General features: G+C 61.0%; 25 protein-coding genes and 1 pseudogene. 18 read left to right on the forward strand and 8 right to left on the reverse strand.

Going from position 1 to position 26,202, the window contains the following annotated elements; all coding sequences use genetic code 11:
- Position 1: 1 nt before the first annotated feature.
- From sucC to HX823_RS15705, 4 genes are all read left to right on the forward strand, one after another.
- Complete coding sequence (sucC, locus tag HX823_RS15690) at positions 2 to 1,168, forward strand: ADP-forming succinate--CoA ligase subunit beta (protein ID WP_003210567.1); 1,167 nt, start codon at positions 2 to 4, stop codon at positions 1,166 to 1,168.
- Positions 1,168 to 2,049, forward strand: a complete 882-nt coding sequence (sucD, locus tag HX823_RS15695) for a succinate--CoA ligase subunit alpha (protein WP_010166265.1) — start codon at positions 1,168 to 1,170, stop codon at positions 2,047 to 2,049. The genes sucC and sucD overlap by 1 nt, the downstream gene beginning before the upstream one ends.
- A gap of 309 nt (positions 2,050 to 2,358) precedes the next feature.
- Positions 2,359 to 3,672 (forward strand): branched-chain amino acid transport system II carrier protein, encoded by a 1,314-nt coding sequence (gene brnQ / locus HX823_RS15700; RefSeq protein ID WP_033897633.1) that lies wholly within the window; start codon positions 2,359 to 2,361, stop codon positions 3,670 to 3,672.
- A gap of 144 nt (positions 3,673 to 3,816) precedes the next feature.
- Entirely contained in the window at positions 3,817 to 4,554 is a 738-nt protein-coding gene (locus tag HX823_RS15705; RefSeq protein WP_177075430.1) for a DUF599 domain-containing protein, read from the forward strand.
- A gap of 91 nt (positions 4,555 to 4,645) precedes the next feature.
- On the opposite strand, the gene HX823_RS15710 is transcribed toward HX823_RS15705, so the two are convergent.
- Positions 4,646 to 4,897, reverse strand: coding sequence for a hypothetical protein (locus tag HX823_RS15710; protein ID WP_010211724.1), 252 nt, complete (start codon positions 4,895 to 4,897; stop codon positions 4,646 to 4,648).
- Positions 4,898 to 5,054: 157 nt separating this feature from the next.
- On the opposite strand from HX823_RS15710, the gene HX823_RS15715 reads away from it, so the two are divergent.
- From HX823_RS15715 to HX823_RS15730, 4 genes are all read left to right on the forward strand, one after another.
- Entirely contained in the window at positions 5,055 to 5,531 is a 477-nt protein-coding gene (locus HX823_RS15715; RefSeq protein ID WP_177075432.1) for a PaaI family thioesterase, read from the forward strand.
- Entirely contained in the window at positions 5,528 to 5,980 is a 453-nt protein-coding gene (locus HX823_RS15720) for a PaaI family thioesterase (protein ID WP_038850334.1), read from the forward strand. Before HX823_RS15715 ends, HX823_RS15720 begins: the two co-directional genes overlap by 4 nt.
- Positions 5,981 to 6,069: 89 nt before the next feature.
- Positions 6,070 to 7,974 (forward strand): molecular chaperone HtpG, encoded by a 1,905-nt coding sequence (htpG, locus tag HX823_RS15725; protein WP_177075434.1) that lies wholly within the window; start codon positions 6,070 to 6,072, stop codon positions 7,972 to 7,974.
- 66 nt (positions 7,975 to 8,040) lie between these two features.
- On the forward strand, positions 8,041 to 8,763 hold the full coding sequence (locus tag HX823_RS15730; protein ID WP_177075436.1) for a dienelactone hydrolase family protein: 723 nt from the start codon (positions 8,041 to 8,043) through the stop codon (positions 8,761 to 8,763).
- A 98-nt stretch (positions 8,764 to 8,861) separates the two neighbouring features.
- Here HX823_RS15730 and HX823_RS15735 read toward each other — a convergent pair whose 3' ends face one another.
- Positions 8,862 to 9,728, reverse strand: a complete 867-nt coding sequence (locus HX823_RS15735) for a pirin family protein (protein WP_177075438.1) — start codon at positions 9,726 to 9,728, stop codon at positions 8,862 to 8,864.
- A gap of 64 nt (positions 9,729 to 9,792) precedes the next feature.
- Complete coding sequence (locus HX823_RS15740) at positions 9,793 to 10,209, reverse strand: OsmC family protein (RefSeq protein WP_033897639.1); 417 nt, start codon at positions 10,207 to 10,209, stop codon at positions 9,793 to 9,795.
- Positions 10,210 to 10,350: 141 nt separating this feature from the next.
- Between HX823_RS15740 and HX823_RS15745 the strand changes: the two genes are divergently transcribed.
- The 3 genes and pseudogenes from HX823_RS15745 (at position 10,351) to HX823_RS32330 (ending at position 13,094) form a co-directional block, all read left to right on the forward strand.
- Complete coding sequence (locus HX823_RS15745; RefSeq protein ID WP_177075440.1) at positions 10,351 to 11,373, forward strand: amidohydrolase family protein; 1,023 nt, start codon at positions 10,351 to 10,353, stop codon at positions 11,371 to 11,373.
- 95 nt (positions 11,374 to 11,468) lie between these two features.
- Positions 11,469 to 12,239: pseudogene (locus tag HX823_RS32325) on the forward strand (MCP four helix bundle domain-containing protein); the annotation flags it as partial.
- Positions 12,231 to 13,094 carry a methyl-accepting chemotaxis protein gene (locus tag HX823_RS32330; RefSeq protein WP_371317968.1) on the forward strand — a complete coding sequence of 288 codons (864 nt, stop codon included), beginning with the start codon at positions 12,231 to 12,233 and terminating at the stop codon, positions 13,092 to 13,094. The pseudogene HX823_RS32325 and the gene HX823_RS32330, both read left to right, overlap by 9 nt.
- Before the next feature lie 164 nt (positions 13,095 to 13,258).
- On the opposite strand, the gene fabB is transcribed toward HX823_RS32330, so the two are convergent.
- From fabB to HX823_RS15775, 5 genes are all read right to left on the reverse strand, one after another.
- Complete coding sequence (fabB, locus tag HX823_RS15755) at positions 13,259 to 14,479, reverse strand: beta-ketoacyl-ACP synthase I (protein ID WP_016979549.1); 1,221 nt, start codon at positions 14,477 to 14,479, stop codon at positions 13,259 to 13,261.
- Between the two features lie 11 nt (positions 14,480 to 14,490).
- Positions 14,491 to 15,006, reverse strand: coding sequence for a 3-hydroxyacyl-[acyl-carrier-protein] dehydratase FabA (fabA, locus tag HX823_RS15760; RefSeq protein ID WP_010211704.1), 516 nt, complete (start codon positions 15,004 to 15,006; stop codon positions 14,491 to 14,493).
- A gap of 249 nt (positions 15,007 to 15,255) precedes the next feature.
- Positions 15,256 to 17,157: an ATP-binding protein gene (locus tag HX823_RS15765; RefSeq protein WP_177075444.1), complete on the reverse strand. Its 1,902-nt coding sequence runs from the start codon at positions 17,155 to 17,157 to the stop codon at positions 15,256 to 15,258.
- On the reverse strand, positions 17,154 to 18,083 hold the full coding sequence (locus tag HX823_RS15770) for an ABC transporter substrate-binding protein (RefSeq protein ID WP_038843965.1): 930 nt from the start codon (positions 18,081 to 18,083) through the stop codon (positions 17,154 to 17,156). The genes HX823_RS15765 and HX823_RS15770 overlap by 4 nt, the downstream gene beginning before the upstream one ends.
- A 1-nt stretch (position 18,084) precedes the next feature.
- The gene (locus tag HX823_RS15775; protein WP_371317967.1) at positions 18,085 to 20,205 is read right to left on the reverse strand and encodes a TonB-dependent receptor plug domain-containing protein; all 2,121 of its coding nucleotides are present in this window, start codon (positions 20,203 to 20,205) and stop codon (positions 18,085 to 18,087) included.
- 195 nt (positions 20,206 to 20,400) lie between these two features.
- On the opposite strand from HX823_RS15775, the gene HX823_RS15780 reads away from it, so the two are divergent.
- The 7 genes from HX823_RS15780 (at position 20,401) to HX823_RS15810 (ending at position 26,192) form a co-directional block, all read left to right on the forward strand.
- Complete coding sequence (locus HX823_RS15780; protein WP_012723107.1) at positions 20,401 to 21,426, forward strand: NAD(P)H-dependent glycerol-3-phosphate dehydrogenase; 1,026 nt, start codon at positions 20,401 to 20,403, stop codon at positions 21,424 to 21,426.
- Between the two features lie 10 nt (positions 21,427 to 21,436).
- Positions 21,437 to 21,784 carry a DUF4389 domain-containing protein gene (locus tag HX823_RS15785; RefSeq protein ID WP_038843963.1) on the forward strand — a complete coding sequence of 116 codons (348 nt, stop codon included), beginning with the start codon at positions 21,437 to 21,439 and terminating at the stop codon, positions 21,782 to 21,784.
- Entirely contained in the window at positions 21,781 to 22,230 is a 450-nt protein-coding gene (sixA, locus tag HX823_RS15790) for a phosphohistidine phosphatase SixA (RefSeq protein WP_177075446.1), read from the forward strand. Before HX823_RS15785 ends, sixA begins: the two co-directional genes overlap by 4 nt.
- 85 nt (positions 22,231 to 22,315) lie before the next feature.
- Positions 22,316 to 23,965, forward strand: coding sequence for an AMP-binding protein (locus HX823_RS15795; RefSeq protein ID WP_177075448.1), 1,650 nt, complete (start codon positions 22,316 to 22,318; stop codon positions 23,963 to 23,965).
- A 31-nt stretch (positions 23,966 to 23,996) separates the two neighbouring features.
- Positions 23,997 to 24,440: a hotdog fold thioesterase gene (locus HX823_RS15800; protein WP_177075450.1), complete on the forward strand. Its 444-nt coding sequence runs from the start codon at positions 23,997 to 23,999 to the stop codon at positions 24,438 to 24,440.
- A 97-nt stretch (positions 24,441 to 24,537) separates the two neighbouring features.
- Positions 24,538 to 25,341 carry an alpha/beta fold hydrolase gene (locus HX823_RS15805; RefSeq protein WP_177075452.1) on the forward strand — a complete coding sequence of 268 codons (804 nt, stop codon included), beginning with the start codon at positions 24,538 to 24,540 and terminating at the stop codon, positions 25,339 to 25,341.
- Positions 25,338 to 26,192: an alpha/beta hydrolase gene (locus HX823_RS15810; RefSeq protein ID WP_038843953.1), complete on the forward strand. Its 855-nt coding sequence runs from the start codon at positions 25,338 to 25,340 to the stop codon at positions 26,190 to 26,192. The genes HX823_RS15805 and HX823_RS15810 overlap by 4 nt, the downstream gene beginning before the upstream one ends.
- The last annotated feature ends 10 nt before the right edge of the window (positions 26,193 to 26,202 follow it).

A 26,202-nucleotide genomic window follows, 5' to 3' on the forward strand; every position in this document is an offset into this window, starting at 1 on the left:
CATGAATCTTCACGAGTATCAGGGTAAGCAGCTGTTCGCTGAATACGGCCTGCCAGTTTCCAAGGGCTACGCAGTAGACACCCCGGAAGCAGCAGCAGAAGCTTGCGACAAAATCGGCGGCACTGAGTGGGTTGTCAAAGCCCAGGTCCACGCTGGTGGTCGCGGTAAAGCGGGCGGCGTTAAGCTGGTTCGCAGCAAAGAAGACGCCAAGGCCTTCGCACAGCAGTGGCTGGGCAAGCGTCTGGTGACTTACCAGACTGATGCCAATGGCCAGCCAGTCACCAAGATCCTGGTTGAATCGTGCACTGATATCGCTAAAGAGCTGTACCTGGGCGCTGTCGTTGACCGTTCGAGCCGTCGCATCGTGTTCATGGCTTCCACCGAAGGTGGCGTGGACATTGAGAAGATCGCCGAAGAAACCCCAGAAAAAATTCTGAAAGCCACTATCGATCCACTGGTTGGCGCTCAGCCATTCCAGGGTCGCGAGCTGGCTTTCCAGCTGGGCCTGGAAGGCAAGCAAGTTGCCCAGTTCGCCAAGATCTTCGTGGGTCTGGCCAAACTGTTCCAGGATCACGATCTGGCCCTGCTGGAAGTGAACCCGCTGGTGATCAAGGCTGACGGCGATCTGCACTGCCTGGACGCCAAGATCAACATCGACGCCAACGCCATGTACCGTCAGCCTAAGCTGAAGACTTTCCACGATCCGTCGCAAGACGATCCGCGCGAAGCGCACGCTGCCAAGTTCGAACTGAACTACGTAGCCCTGGAAGGTAACATCGGTTGCATGGTCAACGGTGCTGGCCTGGCCATGGGTACCATGGACATCGTCAACCTGCATGGCGGCAAACCAGCCAACTTCCTCGATGTGGGCGGTGGTGCTACCAAAGAACGCGTAACCGAAGCCTTCAAGATCATCCTGTCCGACTCCAACGTCGCTGCAGTACTGGTCAACATCTTCGGCGGCATCGTTCGTTGCGACATGATTGCCGAAGGCATCATCGGTGCAGTGAAAGAAGTCGGCGTTAAAATCCCGGTTGTTGTCCGCCTTGAAGGTAACAACGCTGAACTGGGCGCTAAAGTACTGGCAGAAAGCGGTTTGAACATCATCGCGGCTACCAGCCTGACCGACGCTGCTCAACAAGTTGTCAAAGCTGCGGAGGGCAAGTAATGAGCGTCCTGATCAATAAAGACACCAAAGTTATCTGCCAGGGTATTACCGGTTCGCAAGGTAGTTTCCACACCCAGCAAGCCATCGAATACGGCACCAAGATGGTTGGCGGCGTAACTCCGGGCAAAGGCGGCACCGAACACCTGGGCCTGCCAGTGTTCAACACCGTGAAAGATGCTGTAGCTGCCACTGGCGCCACCGCCAGCGTGATCTACGTTCCGGCTCCTTTCTGCAAGGACTCGATCCTGGAAGCGGCATTCGGCGGCATCAAGCTGATCGTCTGCATCACCGAAGGCATTCCTACCCTGGACATGCTGGACGCTAAAGTTAAGTGCGACGAGCTGGGTGTTACCCTGATCGGCCCTAACTGCCCAGGCGTGATCACTCCAGGCGAATGCAAGATCGGCATCATGCCAGGTCACATTCACTTGCCAGGCAAAGTCGGTATCGTTTCCCGTTCCGGCACCCTGACCTACGAAGCTGTCAAGCAGACTACTGACGCCGGTTTCGGTCAGTCGACTTGCGTCGGCATCGGCGGTGACCCGATCCCAGGTTCGAACTTCATCGACATCCTGAAACTGTTCCAGGAAGACCCGAAGACCGAAGCGATCGTCATGATCGGTGAGATCGGCGGTTCGGCTGAAGAAGAAGCGGCTGCCTACATCAAGGCACACGTGACCAAGCCGGTTGTTTCCTACATCGCTGGTGTGACTGCCCCTGCTGGCAAGCGCATGGGCCATGCTGGCGCAATCATCTCTGGCGGCAAGGGTACTGCAGACGAGAAGTTTGCTGCCCTGGAAGACGCAGGCGTTAAAACCGTGCGTTCGCTGGCAGACATCGGCAAGGCTTTGTCCGAGCTGACCGGTTGGGCTGTCAAGTAAGCCTCGCGCTTAGCTGACGCTTCACCCACACAAAGGCCACCTTCGGGTGGCCTTTGTGCTTTCTGGGGGTTGCTGATCCATCATTTAAGTATGAAAACGCGACATTAAGATGTCGCTTATCGGACAGTCCGCCCCGCAACAGTGCGTTTGTCAGCCCGATTCTGTAACCTACCCGCCTCTTTATGCGTGCGCATCCCAAAAGGAAGCCCCGCGCTAGACCGGTCGGCTCCCATAAGGGCCGGCAGTATTTCCCTCATCCATAGGGAATCCCTCTCTAAATTCCGATTCAGTAGTGTGGTATTTCCCGAAATGAAAGTGTTGAAAAGCCAGGATGTCCTGGCGTTGGGCTTTATGACGTTTGCCCTGTTCGTGGGCGCCGGCAACATCATCTTCCCGCCTATCGTTGGTTTGCAGTCTGGGCCTCATGTCTGGATGGCAGCGCTGGGCTTTCTGATCACCGCAGTGGGTTTGCCGGTGGTCACCGTGATCGCCCTGGCCAAGGTCGGTGGCGGTATGGACGCGCTGAGCAGCCCGATCGGCAAGATCGCCGGTGGCCTGCTCGCGGCGGCGGCGTATCTGGCGGTAGGGCCGCTGTTCGCCACCCCGCGTACCGCGACCGTGTCCTTTGAAGTGGGCCTGGCGCCGCTGACCGGCGAAAGCCCGCTGGCACTGTTCCTCTACAGCTCGGTGTATTTCCTGGTGGTGTTCTTCGTTTCCCTGTACCCAGGGCGTTTGCTGGACACCGTCGGTCGCTTCCTCGCGCCGCTGAAGATCATCGCGCTGGCCGTCCTCGGTATCGCCGCCTTTGCCTTGCCGGCCGGTGAAGTGGGCGTCGCCACCCCGGAATACGTGGCTGCACCGTTCTCCCAAGGCTTCATCAATGGTTACCTGACCATGGATACCCTGGGCGCCCTGGTGTTTGGCATCGTGATCGTCAACGCCATTCGCTCCCGTGGTGTCGAGTCGCCGAAGCTGATCACCCGCTACGCGATCATCGCGGGCCTGATCGCCGGTGTGGGCCTGGCGCTGGTGTACGTCAGCCTGTTCCGCCTGGGTTCGGGCAGCCATGCGGTCGCTGCCGGCGCGAGCAACGGCGCAGCGGTGCTGCATGCTTACGTGCAACATACCTTCGGTTCCCTGGGCAGCGGCTTCCTGGCCGTGCTGATCTCCCTGGCGTGCCTGGTCACTGCCGTGGGCCTGACTTGCGCGTGCGCCGAGTACTTCAGCCGTATCCTGCCGCTGTCCTACAAGACGCTGGTGGTCATCCTGGCGCTGTTCTCGCTGTTCGTCTCCAACCTGGGCCTGACCAAGCTGATCGCGTTCTCGATTCCGGTGCTCACAGCGATCTACCCGCCGTGCATCGTGTTGGTGGCCTTGAGCTTCTGCAAAGACTTCTGGCAGGAGCAGGGCCGCATTGTCGGCCCGGTGATGCTGGTGTCGTTCATCTTTGGTTGCATCGACGCACTCAAGGGCGCCGGTTTCGCAGACTGGTTGCCGGCGCAACTGACCAACCTGCCGCTGAGTGAGCAAGGCCTGGCCTGGCTGGTGCCGTCGGTGATGGTCCTGGTGGTGGCCGTGGTGATTGATCGGATGCTTGGCAAGCGCAGCGAAGCGATCGCTTGATCCGCTGAAGGCTCTGCCGAAATGCCCCGTATCAATCGATACGGGGCATTTTTTTTGGGCGTCAGGCAGTGTCTTTTAGCTTGGGCTAACGTCGAAGGGGTTAGGAAAACTTCAAGTTCAAACGCGCTCGTCATAAGGACCCGCATGTCGTTTATCGAAACCAATCAGATCCACCTGCTTGCCGCGCTCTGGTTCGTCCTGTGCTGGGGTGGCTACACCCGTTATGCCACCTGGAAAGCCCGCGACACGGCCTGCCTGGCCAGCGTGCTGCACCTGTATCGAGAAGACTGGATGCGCCGCATGCTGCTGCGCGACAACCGCATCGCCGACGCCAGTGTGATCGGCAACCTGGAACGCAATGCCTCGTTCTTCGCCTCCAGCACCTTGATCATCCTCGCGGGCATTCTCACCGTGCTCGGCGCCTCCGAGCGCGCGGTGTCGTTGCTGGCGGATATCCCCATGGTGCAGCAGGCGTCCCAGGGCATGTCGGAGATCAAGTTGCTGTGCCTGGCGCTGGTGTTCGTCTATGCGTTCTTCACGTTCAGTTGGTGCATGCGCCAGTACAACTTCGCGGCGGTGCTGGTGGGCTCGGCGCCGATGATCGGTGAGCGGCATGTGTCGGAGCAGGAGCGCAATACGTTTGCCTTGCGCGCTGCGCGGGTGATTTCCATGGCCGCCAACCAGTTCAACTTCGGCCTGCGTTCTTATTACTTCGGCATGACCATGCTGGCGTGGTTTGTCAGCCCTTGGTTGTTCATGTTGATGAGCAGTGGGGTGGTGTTGGTGCTGTACCGCCGGGAGTTTCATTCCGACGTGCTGCAAGTGATGGTGTATACGCAGACGGACACGCCGCCGCCGGAGCCGGCTAAAGAAGTGGGCTAACTAAGGCCTTTAAATAAAAACGCCAGACAAAGAAAAGCCCGCTATCTAAGCGGGCTTTCTTTTTGCAGCCAAGCTATTTCAAACCGCGGTCTCAAGAACCGGTGGCAGGGGTAGCAGGTGCTGCTTCTTTTGCGGCGGCTTCGTTCGATTCGGCCTGAGCTTTGGCAGCATCGGCGTTTTCTTTCGCAGCGTCGTTCACTTTATCCTGAGCCTTCGCCATATCTTTCTGAGCTTGCTCAGAGTGCGCGGCGGCGTCTTGGGCTTTGTCTTCGGATTTCTTGTCGCAGGCAGCGAGACCGAGGGCAGCGGCGAGCATCATGGAAATAGCTAAAGTCTTGCGCATGGGTGTTTCTCCTTATTGAAGATATCTACTGGCCTTTCGAGCATGGCGGTTCGGCATTAGTTCCTTTTATTCCATAGATATATTAATCCATGAGTAACCGGAACTTTTGCCCGCTCCACCCCTTCTGCAGATCAACACTAATAAGAGTCTGGAACGAATGACCGAAAATCCCCTGTTAGAGCGCGCGACGCGCTTTGTATCGGCCTTGCGCCATTGTCAGGTGCTGGGTATTACCGCTCATCAGGCCAGCGAGGAGGGCATCACCTTGATCATGCCCTACGCGCCGCATTTGGTCGGCGATCCCCAGTCGGGCGTGATCCACGGCGGCGCGCTGACCTCCCTGATGGACACCGCCTGCGGCATGGCCACCCTGTGTGTGCTGCCGGAATTCGAAGTGTGCCCGACCCTCGACCTACGCGTTGACTACATGCATCCCGCGGCGCCCCACAAACCCGTGTATGGCTTCGCCCAATGCTACCGGGTGACCACCGATGTGATCTTCACCCGCGGCTTTGCCTACCAGGATGACCCCCAGCAACCCATCGCCCATGTGGTGGGCACGTTCATGCGCATGGGCAAACGCCTCAGGGGCACACAAGGATTGGGCAGCACGATCAAGGGAGAGCAGGCATGACGCACCGATTCAAGACCCGCCTGGAACAGGCCCATGAGCGTGGCGATTACGAGGCGCTGCTCAACTTGATTCCCTACGCCAAGCTCATCGGTATTGAATGCACGCGGCTAGGGGATGAGCTGTTGTTTCGCCTGCCAGCCAACAAGGACAATATTGGTAACCCCATATTGCCGGCGCTGCACGGCGGCGTGATCGCAGGCTTCATGGAGCTGTCGGCGGCCCTGCACCTGCTGGTGTTCACGGGCGCGCCTGGCATCCCGAAAATCATCGATTTTTCCCTGGATTACCTGCGCGCCGGGCAGTTTCGCGACACCTACGCCAAATGCCAGGTGTGGCGCCAGGGCCGACGGGTGGCGAACGTGGCGATCACCGCCTGGCAAAGCACGGCGGCCGAGCCCATCGCCACCGCTCGGGCGCATTTCAAGATCGAGGAACAGAGCCGCCCTTGAAATCCTGGTCTTAGCCCCCAACTTTGATGACAACCCGCCGCCAACCCTCAAGGGCGCGGCCACTGCCATCCAATTGGAGTTTGATGACCATGAGTGTGGAAACTCAAAAGGAAACCCTGGGCTTCCAGACCGAGGTGAAGCAACTGCTGCACCTCATGATCCATTCGCTGTATTCCAACAAGGAAATCTTCCTTCGCGAATTGATCTCGAACGCCTCTGACGCTGTCGACAAATTACGTTTCGAAGCCCTGTCCAAGCCTGAGTTGCTGGAAGGTGGCGCCGAACTGAAAATCCGTGTGAGCTTTGATAAGGACGCCAAGACCGTCACGATCGAAGACAACGGCATCGGCATGAACCGCGAAGACGCGATTACCCATTTGGGCACCATCGCCAAATCCGGTACGGCCGACTTCATGAAGAACCTGTCGGGCGACCAGAAGAAAGATTCGCACCTGATCGGCCAGTTCGGCGTGGGCTTCTACTCGGCCTTCATCGTGGCTGACCAAGTGGAAGTGTTCAGCCGTCGTGCCGGCCTCGACGCCAGCGAAGGCGTGCACTGGTCGTCCAAAGGCGAGGGCGAATTCGAAATCGCCACTGTCGACAAGGCCGACCGTGGTACCCGCATCGTCCTGCACCTCAAAGACGGTGAAGATGAATTTGCCGATGGCTGGCGCCTGCGCAACATCGTCAAGAAGTACTCCGATCATATCGCCCTGCCAATCGAGCTGCCGAAAGAACAAGCGGCTGCCGAAGGCGAAGAGGCTCCTGCCCAGGAATGGGAAGTGGTCAACCGCGCCAGCGCGCTGTGGACCCGTCCGCGTACCGAGATCAAGGACGAGGAATACCAGGAGTTCTACAAGCACATCGGTCACGACTACGAAAACCCGCTGAGCTGGAGCCACAACAAGGTCGAAGGCAAGCTGGAATACAGCTCGCTGCTCTACGTACCGGCCCGTGCTCCGTTCGACCTGTACCAGCGTGAAGCGCCGAAAGGCCTGAAGCTCTACGTGCAGCGCGTGTTCGTGATGGACCAGGCGGAATCCTTCCTGCCGCTGTACCTGCGCTTTATCAAAGGCGTGGTCGACTCCAACGATTTGTCGCTGAACGTGTCGCGGGAAATCCTGCAGAAAGACCCGATCATCGACTCCATGAAGTCGGCACTGACCAAGCGCGTGCTCGACATGCTGGAAAAACTGGCGAAGAACGAGCCTGAGCAATACAAAGGCTTCTGGAAAAACTTCGGTCAGGTCATGAAAGAAGGCCCGGCGGAAGATTTCGCCAACAAAGAAAAAATCGCTGGCTTGCTGCGTTTTGCTTCGACTCACGAAGAAGGCGGCGAGCAAGTGGTGTCCCTGGCCGAATACCTGGCTCGCGCCAAGGAAGGTCAGGACAAGATCTACTACCTGACCGGCGAAACCTACGCCCAGGTCAAGAACAGCCCGCACCTGGAAGTCTTCCGCAAGAAAGGCATCGAAGTGCTGCTGCTGACCGACCGTATCGATGAGTGGCTGATGAGCTACCTCAACGAGTTCGACGGCAAGTCGTTCGTCGACGTGGCCCGTGGTGACCTGGACCTGGGTAACCTGGACTCCGAAGAAGAGAAGAAAGAAGCCGAAGAAGTCGCCAAGTCCAAAGAAGGCCTGGTTGAGCGGATCAAGGCGTCCCTGGGCGAGGCGGTCAGCGAAGTGCGGGTTTCCCACCGCCTGACCGACTCCCCGGCGATCCTGGCCATCGGCGAAGCGGACCTGGGCATGCAGATGCGCCAGATCCTCGAAGCCAGCGGCCAGAAAGTGCCGGATTCCAAGCCGATCTTAGAATTCAACCCGGCTCACCCGCTGATCGAGAAACTCGACGGCGAGCAAAGCGAAGAGCGGTTTGGCGACCTGTCGCACATCCTCTTCGACCAGGCGGCCCTGGCCGCTGGCGACAGCTTGAAAGACCCGGCCGCCTATGTGCGCCGCCTGAACAAGCTGTTGGTTGAACTGTCGGTTTGACCCTGATGTAGAAAAACCCGCTTCGGCGGGTTTTTTCGTTCTAGTGCACCTCAACTGGAGTAAATGATGAGCCAAGTCACTGTACGTTCCGTGGTCTATCAGATTGATGGCCAGTCTTATGAAAGCCGCCTCGCGTTCGATGCCAGCCACAAGGGCCCGCTGCCGGGCCTGCTGATGGCGCCGAACTGGATGGGGGTGAGTGCGGGTGCCGAAGAGATCGCCAAGAGCGTGGCCAGCAAGGGCTACGTGGTGCTGATCGCCGACCTGTACGGGCAGACCGTGCGTCCCTCGAATGGCGATGAAGCTGGCGCGGCGATGATGCCGTTGAAAAATGACAATCCACAGTTGCTCAAGCGTATGCAAGCTGCCTTTGAGCAGTTGCAGGGCCAGGCCGAGGTTGATACTTCGAAGCTGGCGACCTTCGGTTTCTGCTTTGGCGGTTTCTGCTCGCTGGAACTGGCGCGGACCGGTGCGCCCTTGAAGGCGGCGGTCTCGTTCCACGGCACCATCGACACCCAAAACCCAGCTGGTGCCAAGCACATCAAGGGTTCAGTGCTGGTGCTGCATGGTGCGTCCGATCCATTGGTGCCGAAAGCGCAACTGCCGGCGTTCGAAGATGAAATGAACGCGGCCGGTGTGGATTGGCAATTGCTGAGCTATGGCGGCGCGGTGCATTCGTTCACCGATCCCCATGCCAATGTGCCGGGCAAGATGATGTATGACGCGAAGACGGCCAAGCGGGCGTTCGAGTCGATGCATGATTTGTTGGATGAAGTGTTCCAGGGCTGATTTTTCAGCGCCTGTGCTGGCCTCTTCGCGAGCAAGCCCGCTCCCACATTTGAGGGTGTTCACAGATCAAAATGTGGGAGCGGGCTTGCTCGCGAATGCTATCTCACCGGCAACTCGATTCTTTCGGACTCACCCGGCACCGTCGGCCAATCCCCAGCCGCCCAGCGCTGCCTGGCCTGTTCGATCACCGCCGGATCACTCGCGACAAAATTCCAGTTGATCCGCCGCGGCCCATCCAGCGGCGCGCCGCCAAATACCACCAAGTGGCAATCGCTCTCGGCGAACAGCGTCATCTCCTGACCGGCGGGCAAGACCACCAGGCTATGCACCTCAAGCAGTTCACCGTCCAACTGTGCTTCACCTTCCAGCACGTACACCGCTCGTTCCTCATGCTCATCCGGAACCAGCAGCGTCGTGGCCGTCTGCATCTGCACCTCGGCGTACAGGGTGGGCGACAGCACCGGCACCGGCGACTTGAGGCAGAACCCATCGCCCGCGATCATGCGGACCTGCACGCCCAGGTTGTCACTCACCGGCAGGCTCGCTGCCGAGTGATGGCTGTAATGCCCCGGTCCCGTCTCATGGTCCTTGGGCGAGGCCAGCCACACTTGCAGCCCGTGCAGGCTAAAACCGCTGGCCTTGAGCGGCTCAGGGGTGCGTTCGACATGGGCAATCGCGCTGCCGGCCGTCATCCAGCTCACATCACCGGCCTGCACCACCTGATCCGAACCCAGGCTGTCCTTATGCTGCAAAGCACCTTCAAACAGATAGGTGAGGGTCGACAGCCCGATATGCGGATGCTGGCGGATATTCATGCCATCGCCCGGTGCATAGCGGGTGAGCAGCATATGGTCGAAGAACACAAAGGGCCCGACGCTGCGGCATTCCCGCGACGGCAGCGGGCGCAGGATCGGTTGGCCTTCGACGTCTTCGAGGCGAGGGCGGATCACGGTGAGGGGGGGCATGGCACGTCCCAGTCTGAGCGGGTTAGATGAAGCTGAGCATAACCCGCTCGGTAGGATGTTGCTGCTATTGGCTGAAGGCGCCTTCCGACAGCTTTGTCTCAATGGTGACTTCGGCGGTGGTCATCAGCTTGTGCACCGGGCAGCGATCCGCCACACGGTGCAGTTCGTCGCGTTGCTCGTCGGTGAGCACGCCCTTGAGCGTCAGCTTGACGTTGAGCTTGTATTTGCCCTTTTGCTCTTCAGTGGCGTCGTGGGTGACTTCCACGGTCACGCCGGTCAGCGGGATGTCTTTCTTCTGTGCGTAGAGCTTGACGGTCAGGGCTTTGCACGACGCCAGGGCGGCGTCGAAGTAGTCGTGGGGGGAGGGCGCCGAATCGTCGCCGCCCAGGCTTTTGGGCAGGTCGGTAAACAACTCGTGGTTATTGATATTGACGCTATGACGGAAGTTGTCCTGGTTCAGGGTATTCACGGTAACAGGCATGGTAAACCTCACAGGGTGGCAGGATGAAGGTCATGCAGTTATAGAGCATGCTGGCACTTCGGTGTTCCGCCTTTTTTTGCCGGATGAACCCAGGCAGCGTGAGCAAGGTCTACCCGTATCAGCCCTTATCGAGGTTTTATCGTGCCCTGGACCCGCCTGACGCTGGCCCTGTTGCTCACCGCCAGCAGCCTTGCTGTGCAGGCCCGCGACTATACCTACAGCGATGCGCACCTGCATTACGTGGATTTCTTCCAGGAAACCGCAGGGATGGACAAGCTGCTCAAGGCCATGGCCGACAGCCGCATCGAGCATGTGATGATTTCCGGCATACCCGTTGCGAAAAAATGGCACGAAGATGAACCCAAGCGGCCGCGTTACTACGCCGGTGATGACGCCGATGCCTACTGGTACAGCGCCACCGACGTGATCGTCGCCGCAGCGGTCAACAAGCTGCCCCCCGAGCAACGCCGCCACTTCCATCCGTTTCTGTCCGGCTTCAACCCCAACGATAAGAACTCGGTCGCCCATATCCAGCGCATGCTCGACCTCGACCCAGGGCTGTGGCAGGGCATTGGCGAAGTCTTCACCCGTCATGACGACCTCACGGCCATTACTGCCGGCGACACCCCGCGCGCCAATAACGAAGCCATGACCCGCATTTATCACCTGGCGGCGGAAAACGACCTGCCGGTGATGCTGCACTCCAATATCACCTCCAAGCGTGAGCGCAATCCGCTTTACCTGGCTGAAGTGGAAGAACCGCTGCGCAATCATCCGCACACGCGCTTCATCTGGGCCCATGCCGGCACCAGCAAGGAAATTCATCGTCATCAGGTGCAGATGGACTTTTTATTGCCGACTTTGAGTCGCCTGCTGGAGGCCTATCCCAACCTGTACATCGACCTGTCCTGGAGCATGCTCACGCCGTATCTGCTGGATGATGCCGGCCAGCCTCGCCCCGAGTGGGTAGCGCTGGTGGAACGCTTCCCTGAGCGGTTTATGTTGGGTTCGGACGTAGTAGGGCGTTTCAACAAGTTGGGTAGGAAGATACGAAGCTTCGATCCCTTTTTGGATGCATTGCCGGAGGCCGTCGCCCGAAAAGTGGCGCGAGACAACTTCCTGGCCATCCTGCCTAAAGCTACCTGCGATGGTGCGTCGCGTTGATATCGCGTTTTCGTCTTACGCAAAGGCGCTCATAGGCCGATACCTTTCAAGAGCCAGCTGCAAATGGATGCAGCGCATTTGGAAGGAGCCAAGGCATGAGTATCAGAAGTCTGAATATCGCCCCGCGCGCAGGCCTGGGATTTGGCCTGTTGGCGTTGATGGTATTTGCCCTGGGCGGTTTCGCCCTGTTGCAGATGGCCAATATGCGCCAGCAGTCGGACCAGGTGGAAAATAACTGGCTGCCCAGCGTGATGGCCGTGGGGGAGATGAGCCAGGACCTGCTGCGCATCCGTGCGCTGACCCTGCGTCTGCTGGTCAACCGCGATCCCCAGGCGCTGGCGCAGAACGAGCAAAAACTCAGCGACCTCAAAAACGGCCTGCACCATGCGCAAACGCTTTATGAAGCGCTGATCGTGCTGCCCGAGGAGCGTACGCTGTTTGATCGCTTCAAGGCCCAAGAGCAGCAGTACCTGCAACGTCAGGAGCAGGTCGTAGGGTTTTCCAAGGCCAACCAGCTCGAAGACGCGATCCGAGTGGTCAACGGTGAGATGAACCAGCTTGCCGACGAGATGGCTACGACCCTGCATGACTTGGTCAACCTCAACAAAGCCAATGCCAATCAGGCTGCCAGCCTGGCGCAAAGCGTATTCATCCAGTCGCGCAGTTGGGTTATCGGCATGATCGTGCTCACCGCACTGATCACCATCGGCCTAGCCGTGTGGCTGACGCGCAGCATCGTGTTGCCCTTGGCCCAGTCGCTGAAAGTCGCCCAGGGCGTGGCGAGTGGCGATCTGACCGGCGAGATCCATGTGAGTGGCAACGATGAGCCGGCGCGCCTTCAGCAGGCGCTCAAGGGCATGCAGGACAACCTGCGCGACACCATCCGGCGTATTGCCGAATCGTCGAACCAGTTGGCGTCCGCCTCGGAGGAACTCAGTTGCGTAACTGAAGATGCCACTCGCGGCCTGCACCAGCAGAACCAGGAAATCGAGCAGGCCGCCACCGCGGTGAACCAGATGACGGCGGCGGTGGAGGAGGTGGCAAGCAACGCGGTGGCCACGTCCCAGGCTTCACGCGAGTCCGACCGCATTGCCCAGCATGGGCGTGAACAGGTGCATCAGACCGTGGTGTCAATCGAGGCGCTGGCCACCGATGTCACCGACAACGTGACCCAGGTCGAGGACCTGGCGCAGAAGGTGTATGGCATCAGCAAGGTGCTGGACGTGATTCGCTCGATTGCCGAGCAGACCAACCTGCTGGCGTTAAACGCGGCGATTGAAGCGGCGCGCGCCGGGGATGCCGGACGTGGGTTTGCGGTGGTGGCCGATGAAGTGCGGGCGTTGGCCCATCGCACCCAGCAGTCGACCCAGGAAATCGAGCAGATGATCAGCGGGATTCAACAGGGCACCGATCAGGCGGTCAGCTCGATGCAACACAGCAACACCCGTGCACGCTCGACCTTGGACATCGCCAAGTCGGCGGGCACGGCATTGGAGGAAATCGCCTCGGCGTTTACCTTGATCAACGAGCGCAACCTGGTAATCGCCAGCGCATCCGAGCAACAGGCGGCGGTGGCGCGGGAGGTGGATCGTAATTTGATGAACATTCGCGACCTGGCGCATCAGACCTCGACCGGGGCCAACCAGACCAGCGCGGCGAGCCAGGAGTTGTCGCGGTTGGCGGTGGACCTGAACACGATGGTGGCGCGGTTTTCGGTGTAACCGCTTTGTGTGGCGAGGGAGCTTGCTCCCGTTCGACTGCGCAGCAGTCGCCGGGGCTGCTTCGCAGCCCAACGGGAGCAAGCTCCCTCGCCACAGGGTTGGCAATTGCCCACAAAAAAGCCCCGAACCAGTCGGGGCTTTTTCATGCAATCAAGCTACAGGTCTTACTGACCCTGCCAGCGTTTCAGCACCAGGGTAGCGTTAGTGCCACCAAAGCCGAAGCTGTTGCTCATCACGGTGTCGATTTTTGCATTCTCAACGGTCTTGGTCAGGATCGGCATGTCAGCCACCACCGGATCAATCTCGTCGATGTTGGCCGAGCCGGCCATGAAGTTGCCTTCCATCATCAGCAGGCAGTAGATCGCTTCGTGAACGCCAGCAGCGCCCAGGGAGTGACCCGACAGGCTCTTGGTAGAGCTGATCGCCGGAGCCTTGTCGCCGAATACCGCACGCACGCCTTCCATTTCCTTGGCGTCGCCGACCGGAGTCGAGGTGCCGTGGGTGTTCAGGTAGTCGATTGGGGTATCAACGGTGGACATGGCCATCTGCATGCAACGGATGGCGCCTTCACCGCTCGGGGCAACCATGTCGTAGCCGTCGGAAGTGGCGCCGTAGCCGACGATTTCCGCGTAGATCTTGGCACCACGGGCCAGGGCGTGTTCCAGCTCCTCGACCACCACCATGCCGCCACCGCCGGCGATGACGAAACCGTCACGCTTGGCGTCGTAGGCGCGGGAGGCCTTTTCCGGGGTTTCGTTGTACTGGGTGGACAGTGCGCCCATGGCGTCGAACAGGAACGATTGGCTCCAATGCTCTTCTTCACCGCCGCCGGCGAACACGATGTCCTGCTTGCCCAGCTGGATCTGCTCAACCGCAGTACCGATGCAGTGAGCACTGGTGGCGCAGGCAGAGGAGATCGAGTAGTTCACGCCCTTGATCTGGAACGGCGTGGCCAGGCAGGCGGAAACGGTGCTGCCCATGGTCCGCGTGACACGGTACGGGCCAACGCGCTTCACGCCTTTTTCGCGCAGGATGTCCAGCGCTTCCATCTGGTTCAGGGTCGATGCGCCGCCGGAGCCGGCGATCAGGCCGGTGCGTACGTTCGAGACCTGGTCTTCGCTCAGGCCGGAGTCGGCGATTGCGTCTTTCATGGCCAGGTAGGCGTAGGCGGCAGCGTGGCCGACGAAGCGATAGATCTTGCGATCGATCAGTTCTTCGAGGGGCAGGTCGATGGAGCCGGAAACCTGGCTACGCAGACCCATTTCGGCATATTCCGGGTTGAAGCGTATGCCAGGGCGACTTGCACGCAGGTTAGCGGTGACGGTCTCTTTGTCATTGCCCAGGCAAGAAACAATGCCCAGACCAGTGATAACGACGCGGCGCATGCGGATAACCCTTAAAAGTTGTCAGTGGATGTGAATACGCCGACCCGAAGGCCTTCGGCAGTATAGATCTCGCGACCGTCGACGCTCACCGAACCATCGGCGATGGCCAGGTTCAGCTTGCCCTTGAGGACGCGCTTGATTTGAATGTTGTAGGTGACTTTCTTGGCGGTCGGCAGGACCTGGCCAAAGAACTTCACTTCGCCCGAACCCAGGGCGCGACCACGGCCCGGCAAGCCTTGCCAGCCGAGGAAGAAACCGACCAGCTGCCACATGGCGTCAAGGCCCAGGCAGCCTGGCATCACAGGGTCGCCTTCGAAATGGCAGGCAAAGAACCACAGGTCCGGGGTGATATCCAGCTCGGCGACCAATTCACCTTTGCCGTACTTGCCACCCTCTTCGCTGATATGGGTGATGCGATCCACCATCAGCATGTTCGGGGCGGGCAGTTGCGCGTTACCTGGGCCGAACAGCTCACCGCGACTGCAGCGCAGCAGGTCTTCCCGAGTAAAGGCGTTTTGTTTGGTCATGCGAGCTCCTCAATAATCCCATGCGGCAGGGTAGGGTAAATCTTCCCGAACCGAATGAAGCGTTCATGCCTCATGTCGGCAGCCTACACATAGACTATTGCGTTGTAGTGAAAGTCACAGCGGCAAGGCACTGAATGTACACTTGTTCACTGAAATTTTAAACCGGGCCTGTTTATCGGCCCGTTCGGGTGCCTAAGACTGCCGCACTTTCGCCTTTCACGCCAGTCGGAGTTGGCTGATGGCGCGGCGCTATTGCACCCAGCGCTGTAGGATTTGCTGCAAATCCGTGCGTTTGAACGGCTTGGCCAGGTAATCGTTCATTCCCGCTGCCAGGCAGGCTTCACGGTCGCCCTGCAAGGCGTTGGCGGTCAGGGCGATGATCGGCAAGTCGGCGCAGCCCGGCAACTGACGAATCTGCCGGGTGGCTTCGTAGCCGTCGATCAACGGCAGCCGGCAATCCATCAGGATGGCGGTGAAAATCAGGCTCTCGGCGCTGCGGATCGCTTCGGCGCCGTCGGTGGCCAGGCTCACTTCAAACCCCAGGCTGCGCAGCATGGCTTCGACCACGGTGCGGTTGACCGGGTTGTCTTCCACCAGCAGCACATGGCGACCATCGCCCGCACTGGCTTTGCCGTCGGCGTCGCTGGCAATCGCCGGCACACTGTACTGGTCGATGGCCAGGGGAATTTCCAGGGTGAACACCGAACCGCGGCCTTCCTCGCTCTGGGCGCGCAGGGTACCGCCCATGCGTTCGGCCAAGGTACGGGCGATGGGCAGGCCCAGGCCGGTGCCGCCGTAACGTCTTGAAATGGAACTGTCGGCCTGCTGGAACGCGTCGAACATCGCCTCCAGGCGTTCGGCGGAAATGCCGATGCCACTGTCGCGCACGGTGCAGGTGAACCACACCAGTTCATGGTCGAGGGTCTGCCAATGGGGCTCGACGCTGACGCTGCCGTGCTCGGTGAACTTCAGCGCGTTGCCGATCAGGTTCACCAGGATCTGGCGGATCCGTGTCGGGTCACCCTGCACGTGCAAGGCGTCCATCCCCAGCGGGATCGCCAGTTGCAGCGCCAGCCCACGTTGCTGGGCGCTGTGCTGGAAGGCCTGGGCGCAGCTGTTGATCAGGTCCGCCAGATTGAACGGAATATGCTCCAGTTCCAGGGCGGCGCGTTCGATACGCGAGAAGTCGAGGATGTCGTTGATGACCTTGAGCAAATGCTCGGTGGACTCCGACGCAAGCGCCGCGTACTCGGTCTGTTCCTCGGTCATCTCGGTGGTTTCCAGCAACTGCAACATACCCAGCACGCCGTTCATGGGGGTACGCAGTTCATGGCTCATCATGGCCAGGAAGTCTGACTTGGCGTTGTTGGCGCGCTCGGCCTCTTCGCGGGTCTGGATCAACTGGGCCATGGCCTGTTGCTGTTCGCGACTGGCCTGGTTGAGGCCTTCGGCAAGGTTGTTGATATGCCGCGACAGGTCGCCCAGCTCCGAGTCATCCACAATCGGCAGCGGTGTCTGGTAGTCGCCTTGCTGGATCGCCTTCACCGCATGGCCCATGGCGCTGATCGGCTGCGACAGGCTGGCGGCCAGGCGCCGTGCGAGCAGGAAGGTAAACAGCAGGGCGAACAGCGCGAGGATGCCTGCCTTGAACAGGATCTCCTGTTGGCGCTGGCTGAACGCATCGTTGGACATGCCGACGATCACCCGGCCCAGGTAGTCCGCGCGCGGCGCCTTGGGTTCATTGAGGTTGTCCTGGAAAAAATCATTGCCCAGCTGGATATGTTGCAGGCGGATCGGCGCCTGGAACACTTTCACCGACAGCGAACGGTCGTGCTTCTCCGACGGTTGCTCGACATACACCAGAATGTTCTCGCTGCTGTCCTGGATCTCCAGGAAACGCACATGGGGCGTGGCCAGCGTGGCGCGCAACAGGCTGTCGAGCACATCATTGTTGCCGGATATCACCCCGTACTCGGTGGCGGGCGCCAGTTGGTTGGCGATCAGTTGACCGGTGTGGTCCAGTTCCTGGCGCAAATCCTGGATACGCACGAAGGTGAAGAAGCTGATCAACAGCAACGTCAGCAACAGCGCCGGGCCCAGAGTGATGAGCTGGGTGCGGGTGTTGATGTCCCAACGACGACGCAAGGTCATGGGCGTTTTTCTCCTTCGGCCAATCGGGCGCCGACACTGGCTTCATCCACCTGTTCGATCCCCAGTGAGCGCGCGACTTGCGGGTTGCCCACGACTTTGAAGCGTTCCGGGTACAGCGAGCGCGGCCAGTTGGCCGGCGAGTGGTCGAGCAGGCGGTCGAGCACGGCCAGCCAGTCGGCCTGGTCGCTGTAGGTGCTGGCCAGGCTGCCGGCCCGCACGAAGCCCGCGTTCGGGCCTATCAGCGGCAATTGCTGGGCGTAACTGCTCAGCAACAGGTTCTTCGCGGTTTTCGGGTTGTACAACTGCGGGTCGTCGAGGCCGAGCAGTACGTCACTGTTGCGGAACAGGGTCTGCAGCGGCCGACTGTCATTAATGTTGTCCCACAGCTGCGGCACGATCTCCAGGCCCAGCGGCGCGGCATGCTGGCGCAGTTCGGGCAGCAGGAACTCACTGTCGGCGCCATAGAGCACGCCGATGCGCCGCGCCTGCGGCAGGATGCCCGCGATCAGGCGCAGTTGGCGATCCAGCGGCGGGTCGCTCCACAGCAGGCTGATGCGTGGGTGCGGCATGTTTCCCAGGCGCTGATGGGCTTGCAGGCGGCTGATGCGCAGCACCAGGGTTGGCGGGCCCTGAGGTTCTTGCAGGCGCCAGTCGAGGCCGGGCAGGTCCAGCAAAATCAGACGGGTGTTGGCCGGCAGTCGACCGGGTGCCGGCAAGTCCTTGAGGGCGGTGAAGGTGACACGGTCTTCGGGGCGTTGCTGGGCCAGGGCCTGGGCAAATGCTTGCACACCGGCACCGTCTTCGGCGGCGGTCAGCAGAATGTCGGCGCTCCACGCCGGCGCGGCCAGCAGCAGGCAGGCGAGCAGCAGGGCACGCCGCCAGAGCCGAGTGATCAACAGGCCAGTCATCCGTGACGAGTCGCCCATGTCAGAACTCTAGCTCGGCACTGAAGTAGAGCACGTGGCGATGGTCATAATTGTTGTCAGCCCAAGTGGTGGGCTGGTTGTCGAGGCGTTCTTGCAACATGCCGGCCAGCTCCACGTTGGCTTTGCCCAGGGCAATGCGCTTGGCCACCCGCAGGTCGACCCGTTCGAAGCGATATTGGTTGAGTGCGTCATCGCCATAGTAGAACAGCGCGCTGGACCAACCCTGGCCCCACTCGCGCAACCAGCCGGCGGAGCCACTGTTGCGCGCGGTCTGTGCTTTGTCCAGCGGGTTGCTGCTGCTGGCGTCGACGTAAGCATAGGTGAGCCGCAGACGATCGGCGTTGCTCACGCGCCAGTCGAACTGCGACTCGGCGCCGGTGAACCGTGAGCTGTTGGCGTTGCTGGCAATGTACTGGTTATTGCGCAGCGGCGAGCTGATCATGTCGGTGATCTCGTCGTAGAACAGTTTCACGTCCATGTTCAGCCCGATGTCGGCAAAGAAGCCGTTGTACCCCAGTTCCCGTGACTTCATCATCTCTTTATCGAGGTTGCCCGGGCCCCGGGTTTTTACGAAGTATTGCCCGGTGGTCTGTCCGTAGGCCGGGGAGCTGAGGTTGGTGACGCGATAACTCCAGTTGACGTTGTTCTCGAACATGTCCGGCGAGCGGATTGCCTCGGAATACACCGCACGCAGGCCGTGGCGCGGGTTGATCAGGTAGTTGACCGCCACCCGTGGCGTCAGCGAGTTGCCGCTCAGGTGGGTGTCTTCATACATGGCGCCGCCTTGCAGCAGCCAATGCTCGCTCGCGCGCCATTCCAACTGGCCGAACAGGCGCCAGGTGGTGTCGTCCAAGGTGCCGTTGAAGTAGGTGTCGGAGTCGGCGCGGTCATAGCGATAGTTCATGCCGCTGACCAGGCGCAGGCTGTCGGACAGGCTGAGGGTGTCTTGAATCTCCAGGTCGTAGCGGCTCTCGCGGGTGCTCTGGTCGATATCGCCGCAGACGCTTTGGCTGGCACCGTCACGCCATTGTTGCAGCACCTGGTTGGCCAACGCCTGTTCGGCGGCGCTGCCCGGTGGTGCGCTGCCTTGGCTGTAGGTGTCCATGTGCCGGGCCAGCAGTTCGGCGTAGTTGGGGTTCATCTGCCACAGTTGGGTCAGCTCGGGGCTGAACGAGACCTTGGCGTCACAGGCTTTCCAGACTTGCTGGCGGTCCCATTGCTGGGCCGAGCCCTGGATATACAGGCTGTGCTCAGGGTTGAAGTCGAAGTTCCAGCGCAGGGAGCCGGCGTAGTCCTTGGCGGTGACGTCGGAATTGTTACCGCCTTCGGTAATCCCGGCAAAGACAGGGCTGTAGGTATACGGCCGCTGGTTGGTGCCTTCCTTTGCGTCCAGTTGTACGTCGATGCTTTGCTGCGTGTTCAGCGTCTGGCTGATCGCCAGGCTGAAGCGACTGAGGCGGCGACTGTCGCGGCGGTCGGCGCCGGAGGCATCGCTGTCGAAGCCATCGTCTTGCTGCCCGGATAGGGACAGGCGCAAGTCGCCGGTTTCCCAGTCCGCGCCCTGGCTGGCATAGAAGTCATTGATGCCGCGTTCGCCACGCACCACTTTTACCCGCGTGCCGTGGCTGTTGGCCGGCGAGCGCGTAAGAATGTTCACCACCGCCATCAAGGCATTGGCGCCGTAGCTGACGGTGTTGGGGCCCCGGAACACTTCGATGCGCTCGATATCTTCCATGGCCACCGGAATGTCGCTCCAGTCCACGGTGGCCAGGCCCGCGCGGTACACCGAACGGCCGTCGATCAACACCTGCATGCGCCGCGCGTCGCTGGCGCTGGTGCCGTGGTAGTTCACCGCCGCCTGGTTGCCGGTGGTGTAACCGACCATCATCCCCGGCACCAGGCGCAGCAACTCACTGATGTCCCGCGCGCCGCTGGCCTTGATCAACTCGCTGTCGATCACGGTCATGCTGCCCGGTACAGCGGCGGCCGACTGTTTGAGGCGCGTGGCCGTCAATACCTGGGGCAGCGGCTGGCTGTCGAGGAACAGGTCGTCGGCCAGCGTCGGTGCGCTGCACAACAACATCAACCAGAGGGATGAGCGAGGAGGAGGGCCCAAATACACGGCACGGCCTTGATAATTGCGGATAGCCGCCCATGTTAACTGAGGTGGGGCCTTTTGCCAGTCGTCGGACTTGCAATTGCTTCATGAAAATGTGGCATTTTCCGACAAACGCACGAATTGATGCGGGGGCTGGCCGCCAGCGGGTCGGCCCGTATAATGCCGCCATCGCCACTGGTATGGATTAACGGATTGCATATGACTGAACAGCGCCCTATTGCGGTCCTGGGAGGCGGAAGTTTTGGTACCGCCGTGGCAAACCTGCTGGCCGAGAACGGCCACGCTGTGCGCCAGTGGATGCGCGATCCCGAACAGGCCGAGGCCATTCGGGTGCACCGGGAAAATCCGCGTTACCTCAAAGGCATCAAGATTCATCCTGCGGTCGAGCCGGTCACCGACCTGCTGGAAACCCTCACGGCGTGCGACCTGTGCTTCGTCGCGTTGCCCTCCAGCGCCTTGCGTTCGGTGCTGGCGCCCCACGCTGAGCGTCTGGCCGGCAAGCTGCTGGTCAGCCTGACCAAGGGCATCGAGGCGCAGACCTTCAAGCTGATGAGCGAAATCCTCGAAGAAATCGCTCCCCAGGCGCGCATTGGCGTGCTGTCCGGGCCGAACCTGGCACGGGAAGTGGCCGAACACGCGCTGACCGCCACGGTGGTCGCCAGTGAAGATGAGGAACTCTGCGAACGTGTCCAGGCCGTGTTACATGGCCGCACGTTCCGCGTCTATGCCAGCAGCGACCGTTTTGGCGTCGAGCTGGGCGGTGCGCTGAAAAACGTCTACGCGATCATCGCTGGCATGGCCGTCGCGCTGGGCATGGGCGAAAACACCAAGAGCATGCTGATCACCCGCGCCCTGGCTGAGATGACCCGCTTTGCGGTGAACCAGGGCGCCAACCCGATGACCTTCCTGGGGCTGGCGGGCGTGGGCGACTTGATCGTCACCTGCTCCTCGCCGAAAAGCCGCAACTACCAGGTCGGGTTCGCCCTTGGCCAGGGCCTGAGCCTGGAAGACGCCGTCACCCGCCTGGGCGAAGTGGCCGAAGGAGTCAACACCCTCAAGGTGCTCAAGGCCAAGGCCCAGGAAGTCGGCGTGTATATGCCGCTGGTCGCCGGGTTGCACGCGATCCTGTTTGAAGGGCGCACCTTGAACCAGGTCATCGAGTTGCTGATGCGCGCCGAGCCCAAGACCGATGTCGACTTTATTTCCACCAGTGGTTTCAACTGAGGAACGCGTCATGAACGATCCGAAAGCAGCCCCCAAGTACGAATCCATTGCCCTGCGCATCCTGTGGATGCTGGTGTTTGCCCTGGTGTGGCAAGTGGCGCAGTTCCTGCTCGGCGCGCTGGTGGTGGTGCAGTTGATCTACCGTCTGGTCTACGGCGCCCCGAACCTGGGCCTGATGAACTTTGGCGACAGCCTCAGCCAGTTCCTGGCGCAAATCGGCCGTTTCGGCAGCTTCCACACCGAACAGAAGCCGTGGCCGTTCGCCGACTGGCCGACTCCGCGCGTACCCGAGGGCGAAGCCGCCCACAGCGTGCCGCCAGCGCCGCACCCGGTGCGTGATGAAGAGCCGAAACTGTGAAGCTGTGGATCCTGCGCCACGGCGAGGCCGAAGGGCACGCGCGCACCGATGCCGAACGCAACCTCACCGAGCATGGCCGTGGCGAAGTGTTGCGCAGTGCTGCGCACCTGATCGGCCAGCCCCTCAGCGCGATCATCGCCAGCCCCTATGTGCGGGCGCAGCAGACCGCACACCTGGTGCGTGAAGCGCTGGGCTTCGAGCCGGAGATCCGCACCGTGCCGTGGCTGACCCCCGTGGGCAACCCGTTGCAGGTGCTGGAACAGCTCGACACCGATGACAATGTGTTGCTGGTCAGCCACCAGCCGTTGGTGGGCAGCCTGATCAGCTTTCTGCAGCACGGTCACCAGCGCCAGCCACAGCCGATGCACACTGCCAGCCTGGCGGAACTGGAAGGGGATTTCCCGCTGGCGGGGCTGATGAGCCTGGTCGGCGTGAAGAATCCGTAGGCTTTATCGCGGCTTTGTGTGTGCTATATAGTCAACCAAGCAAGTGCTTGGTTGGCTATCGTCGGACCACAAAGGAGCGCGTCCCATGCCCGTCGCTTTTCGTTTGCCGTTGCAGGTCTTCTTCGAACGTGAAGCGCGACATCCGCGCCAAACCTTTCTGGTGCAGCCGATAGGGGGTGGCCAGGTGCAAAGCCTCACCTGGGGCGACGTCGGCCACCAGGCCCGCTGCGCCGCGCACTGGTTGCGCGCCCGGGAGCTGCCCCAGGGCTCGCACATTGCGCTGATCTCAAAAAACTGCGCGCACTGGATCATCGCTGACCTGGCGATCTGGATGGCCGGGCATGTCTCGGTGCCGCTGTATCCCAACCTCACCGCCGACTCCGTTGCCCATGTGCTGACCCATTCCGAGGCGGCGCTGGTGTTTATCGGCAAGCTCGACGACTGGCCCGCCATGGCGCCCGGTGTGCCTGCGAGTGTGCCGACCATCAGCCTGCCATTGTGCCCAGCGGGCGAATTCGATTTCAGTTGGGCCGACCTGCAAGCCTGTGCACCGATCCAGGATGACCCGGCGCCGGTCGCCTCGGACCTGGCGACCATCATTTATACCTCCGGCACGACCGGCCTGCCCAAGGGCGTGATGCACAGCTTCGGCGCGCTGGGGTTCGCCGCCACCCGTGGTACGGAGTTATTTGGCTTGGGCGAGGGCGACCGATTGTTGTCTTACCTGCCGCTGTGCCATGTGGCGGAACGGATGTTTGTGGAAATGGCCTCGATCTACACCGGGCAAACGGTATTTTTCGCCGAGAGCCTGGAAACCTTTCTGACAGACCTGCGTAGGGCGCGTCCGACCGCACTGTTTGGCGTACCGCGCATCTGGACCAAATTCCAGCTGGGCGTCTACGCCAAAATCCCCGCGAAACGCCTGGATACCTTGCTGCGCCTGCCCTTCATCGGCAAACGCGTGGGCCACAAGGTGCTCGCCGGCCTGGGGCTGGACGCGTTGCGTATCGCGCTTTCGGGAGCGGCGCCTGTGCCTGAGGCGTTGCTGCGCTGGTATCAACGCCTGGGCCTGGATGTGCTTGAGGTGTATGGCATGACCGAAAGTTGCGGCTACTCCCATGTCTGCCGCCCCGGCCAGCAGACCCTCGGCTGGATCGGCTTGCCGTGCCCTGGTGTGGAAGTGCGCATCGACCCAGCGGGGGAAGTGCAGGTGCGCAGCGGCGCGACCATGCTCGGCTACTTCAAGGACCCGCAGAAAACTGCCGAAACCATCACCGCCGATGGCTTCCTGCGCACGGGCGACAAAGGCGAGCAGGACGCCGAGGGGCGTTTGCGCCTGACCGGGCGACTCAAGGAAATCTTCAAGGCCAGCAAAGGCAAATACGTGGCGCCGGCGCCGATTGAAAACCGCCTGGCCGAGCATGCGCGTATCGAGCAGGTGTGCGTGGTGGGCGAGGGACTGATTGCGCCGATAGGCTTGTGCGTGTTATCGGCGGGTGGGGACGACTCGCCAGCCCTGCGTGCCAGCCTGGAGCGCTGGTTGGAACAGGTCAACCAGGGGCTGGATAAGCATGAACGCCTGCGCCAATTGGTGGTGGTCAAAGACAGTTGGGCGGTGGAAAACGGCTTTCTGACGCCGACCTTGAAGATCAAGCGCAACGTGATCGAATCGGTTTACGGCGAATATTTCCAAACCTGGAGCGAGCGTTCCGAAACGGTTCTGTGGCAGGATTAGGGCCGTAATAAAACCAATAAGGACAATTTAAATGAGCCTATGGCGCACCCAACCGAATATCGACCAACTCAACGCGATCCAGAAAAACACCATCGGTGAACTGCTGGACATCCGTTTTGAAAGCTTCGACGACGATTCCCTGACCGCGAGCATGGTGGTCGATCATCGCACCCATCAGCCCTACGGCTTGCTGCATGGCGGCGCCTCGGTAGTGTTGGCCGAGAGCGTTGGCTCCATGGCGGCCTACTTGTGCATCGACCCGAGCAAGTTTTATTGCGTGGGCCTGGAGGTCAACGCCAATCACCTGCGCGGTGTGCGCAGCGGGCGGGTGACGGCGGTGGCCAAGGCCGTTCATATTGGCCGCACGACCCAGGTCTGGGACATCCGCCTGACCAACGATGAGGGCAAGGCCAGTTGCGTGTCGCGCCTGACCATGGCGGTGGTGCCGCTAGGCGAGAACCCACCGGCGCGATAGGCGTGGCGTGAGTGTCATCATTCCTGGCAGTTACAGTCATTGCTGTGCCGGCCGGGCATGGTGACAATCAATCTCTGTTTTTGTAGATGGATCCGGTATGTCGCAGCACGTGTTTTTTGCCCACGCCAATGGCTTTCCCTCGGCCACCTACGGCAAGTTGTTCGCCGCCCTGGCCCCGGAATATGCGGTGGCTCACCTGCCGCAGCACGGTCACGACCCGAGGTTTCCGGTGGACGACAACTGGCAGAACCTGGTGGACGAACTGATCCACCACCTGGAGCAGCAACCGGAACCGGTGTGGGGCGTGGGCCATTCCCTCGGTGGTGTGTTGCACCTGCACGCGGCCATGCGTTGCCCGCAGTTGTATCGCGGCGTCGTCATGCTGGATTCACCGGTGCTGACACGCGCCGACCGTTGGGTGATTCGCGCGGCCAAGCGTTTCGGGTTTATCGACCGCCTGACCCCGGCCGGCCGCACCTTGGGCCGTCGGGAGGAGTTCAGCGACCTGGACGCCGCGCGCAGCTATTTCGCCGGCAAGACCCTGTTCCGTGGCTTTGACCCCGAATGTTTCGACGCCTACCTGCAACACGGCCTGCTGCAAGTGGGCGATCGCCTGCGCCTGCGCTTCGACCCGGCCACTGAAATCAGCATCTACCGTGGCGTGCCCCACACCAGCCCCGGCCAAGTGCGCCAGTTGAAGGTGCCGTTGGCGGTGGTGCGCGGCCGGCAGAGCCGGGTGGTAATGCGTCACCACGCCAGTGGCGTCGGGCGCCTGCCCATGGGCGAAATGCTCACCATGCCCGGCGGCCATATGTTCCCCCTTGAGCGCCCCCACGACACCGCGACCTTGATCAAGAACCTGTTCTCCCGCTGGGAAGCCCGCGAGCGCAGCTGCGCATGAGTACGCCGGTCGAAGAAGTGCGCCTGAGCCTGCCGCATATCGAACTGGCGGCTCATCTGTTCGGGCCCGAGGACGGCTTGCCGGTGATTGCCCTGCATGGCTGGCTGGACAACGCCAACAGCTTTGCGCGGCTGGCGCCAAAACTCCAGGGGTTGCGCATCGTTGCGCTGGATATGGCTGGGCACGGGCATTCGGCGCATCGTCCTACGGGTGCCGGTTATGCTTTGTGGGATTACGTCTTTGACGTGCTGCAAGTCGCTGAGCAACTGGGTTGGAAACGTTTTGCATTACTTGGCCATTCCCTTGGCGCCATCGTGTCCCTGGTGTTGGCCGGCGCGTTGCCGGAGCGAGTGACGCACCTGGGATTGATCGACGGCGTCACCCCGCCGACCGCCAGCGGCGAGAACGCCGCCGAGCGCCTGGGCATGGCGTTGCAAGCGCAATTGAACCTGCAGGACAAGCGCAAGCCGGTCTACAACACCTTGGATCGAGCCGTCGAAGCGCGCATGAAAGGCGTGGTGGCGGTCAGCCGCGAAGCTGCCGAACTCCTGGCCCAGCGCGGTTTGATGCCGGTGCCAGGCGGTTACACCTGGCGTACCGACAGCCGACTGACCCTGGCTTCGCCGGTTCGTCTGACTGAAGAACAGGCGATGGCTTTCGTGCGACGCGTGGGTTGTCCTACCCAGTTGGTGGTCGCTGCCGACGGCATGTTGGCGAAACATTCCGAATTGCTTTCCCAGCTGCCCTTTACGGTCACCACGCTGCCAGGCGGCCATCATTTACACCTGAATGATGAGTCCGGCGCGGTCCTTGTTGCAGACTGTTTCAATCGGTTCTTCTCCGCGCCTTGACTTGGGGCGG

It is taken from the genome of Pseudomonas sp. P7759 (assembly GCF_013386445.1).
Classification (GTDB): Bacteria; Pseudomonadota; Gammaproteobacteria; order Pseudomonadales; family Pseudomonadaceae; genus Aquipseudomonas; species Aquipseudomonas azotoformans_A.

Excerpts from the sequence above, each read along its gene's own strand:
- sucC (WP_003210567.1), top strand. The coding sequence starts at position 2 with ATGAATCTTCACGAGTATCAGGGTAAGCAGCTGTTCGCTGAATACGGC.
- sucD (WP_010166265.1), top strand. The coding sequence starts at position 1,168 with ATGAGCGTCCTGATCAATAAAGACACCAAAGTTATCTGCCAGGGTATT.
- brnQ (WP_033897633.1), top strand. The coding sequence starts at position 2,359 with ATGAAAGTGTTGAAAAGCCAGGATGTCCTGGCGTTGGGCTTTATGACG.
- HX823_RS15705 (WP_177075430.1), top strand. The coding sequence starts at position 3,817 with ATGTCGTTTATCGAAACCAATCAGATCCACCTGCTTGCCGCGCTCTGG.
- HX823_RS15710 (WP_010211724.1), bottom strand. The coding sequence starts at position 4,897 with ATGCGCAAGACTTTAGCTATTTCCATGATGCTCGCCGCTGCCCTCGGT.
- HX823_RS15715 (WP_177075432.1), top strand. The coding sequence starts at position 5,055 with ATGACCGAAAATCCCCTGTTAGAGCGCGCGACGCGCTTTGTATCGGCC.
- HX823_RS15720 (WP_038850334.1), top strand. The coding sequence starts at position 5,528 with ATGACGCACCGATTCAAGACCCGCCTGGAACAGGCCCATGAGCGTGGC.
- htpG (WP_177075434.1), top strand. The coding sequence starts at position 6,070 with ATGAGTGTGGAAACTCAAAAGGAAACCCTGGGCTTCCAGACCGAGGTG.
- HX823_RS15730 (WP_177075436.1), top strand. The coding sequence starts at position 8,041 with ATGAGCCAAGTCACTGTACGTTCCGTGGTCTATCAGATTGATGGCCAG.
- HX823_RS15735 (WP_177075438.1), bottom strand. The coding sequence starts at position 9,728 with ATGCCCCCCCTCACCGTGATCCGCCCTCGCCTCGAAGACGTCGAAGGC.
- HX823_RS15740 (WP_033897639.1), bottom strand. The coding sequence starts at position 10,209 with ATGCCTGTTACCGTGAATACCCTGAACCAGGACAACTTCCGTCATAGC.
- HX823_RS32330 (WP_371317968.1), top strand. The coding sequence starts at position 12,231 with ATGCAGGACAACCTGCGCGACACCATCCGGCGTATTGCCGAATCGTCG.
- fabB (WP_016979549.1), bottom strand. The coding sequence starts at position 14,479 with ATGCGCCGCGTCGTTATCACTGGTCTGGGCATTGTTTCTTGCCTGGGC.
- fabA (WP_010211704.1), bottom strand. The coding sequence starts at position 15,006 with ATGACCAAACAAAACGCCTTTACTCGGGAAGACCTGCTGCGCTGCAGT.
- HX823_RS15765 (WP_177075444.1), bottom strand. The coding sequence starts at position 17,157 with ATGACCTTGCGTCGTCGTTGGGACATCAACACCCGCACCCAGCTCATC.
- HX823_RS15770 (WP_038843965.1), bottom strand. The coding sequence starts at position 18,083 with ATGGGCGACTCGTCACGGATGACTGGCCTGTTGATCACTCGGCTCTGG.
- HX823_RS15780 (WP_012723107.1), top strand. The coding sequence starts at position 20,401 with ATGACTGAACAGCGCCCTATTGCGGTCCTGGGAGGCGGAAGTTTTGGT.
- HX823_RS15785 (WP_038843963.1), top strand. The coding sequence starts at position 21,437 with ATGAACGATCCGAAAGCAGCCCCCAAGTACGAATCCATTGCCCTGCGC.
- HX823_RS15795 (WP_177075448.1), top strand. The coding sequence starts at position 22,316 with ATGCCCGTCGCTTTTCGTTTGCCGTTGCAGGTCTTCTTCGAACGTGAA.
- HX823_RS15800 (WP_177075450.1), top strand. The coding sequence starts at position 23,997 with ATGAGCCTATGGCGCACCCAACCGAATATCGACCAACTCAACGCGATC.
- HX823_RS15805 (WP_177075452.1), top strand. The coding sequence starts at position 24,538 with ATGTCGCAGCACGTGTTTTTTGCCCACGCCAATGGCTTTCCCTCGGCC.
- HX823_RS15810 (WP_038843953.1), top strand. The coding sequence starts at position 25,338 with ATGAGTACGCCGGTCGAAGAAGTGCGCCTGAGCCTGCCGCATATCGAA.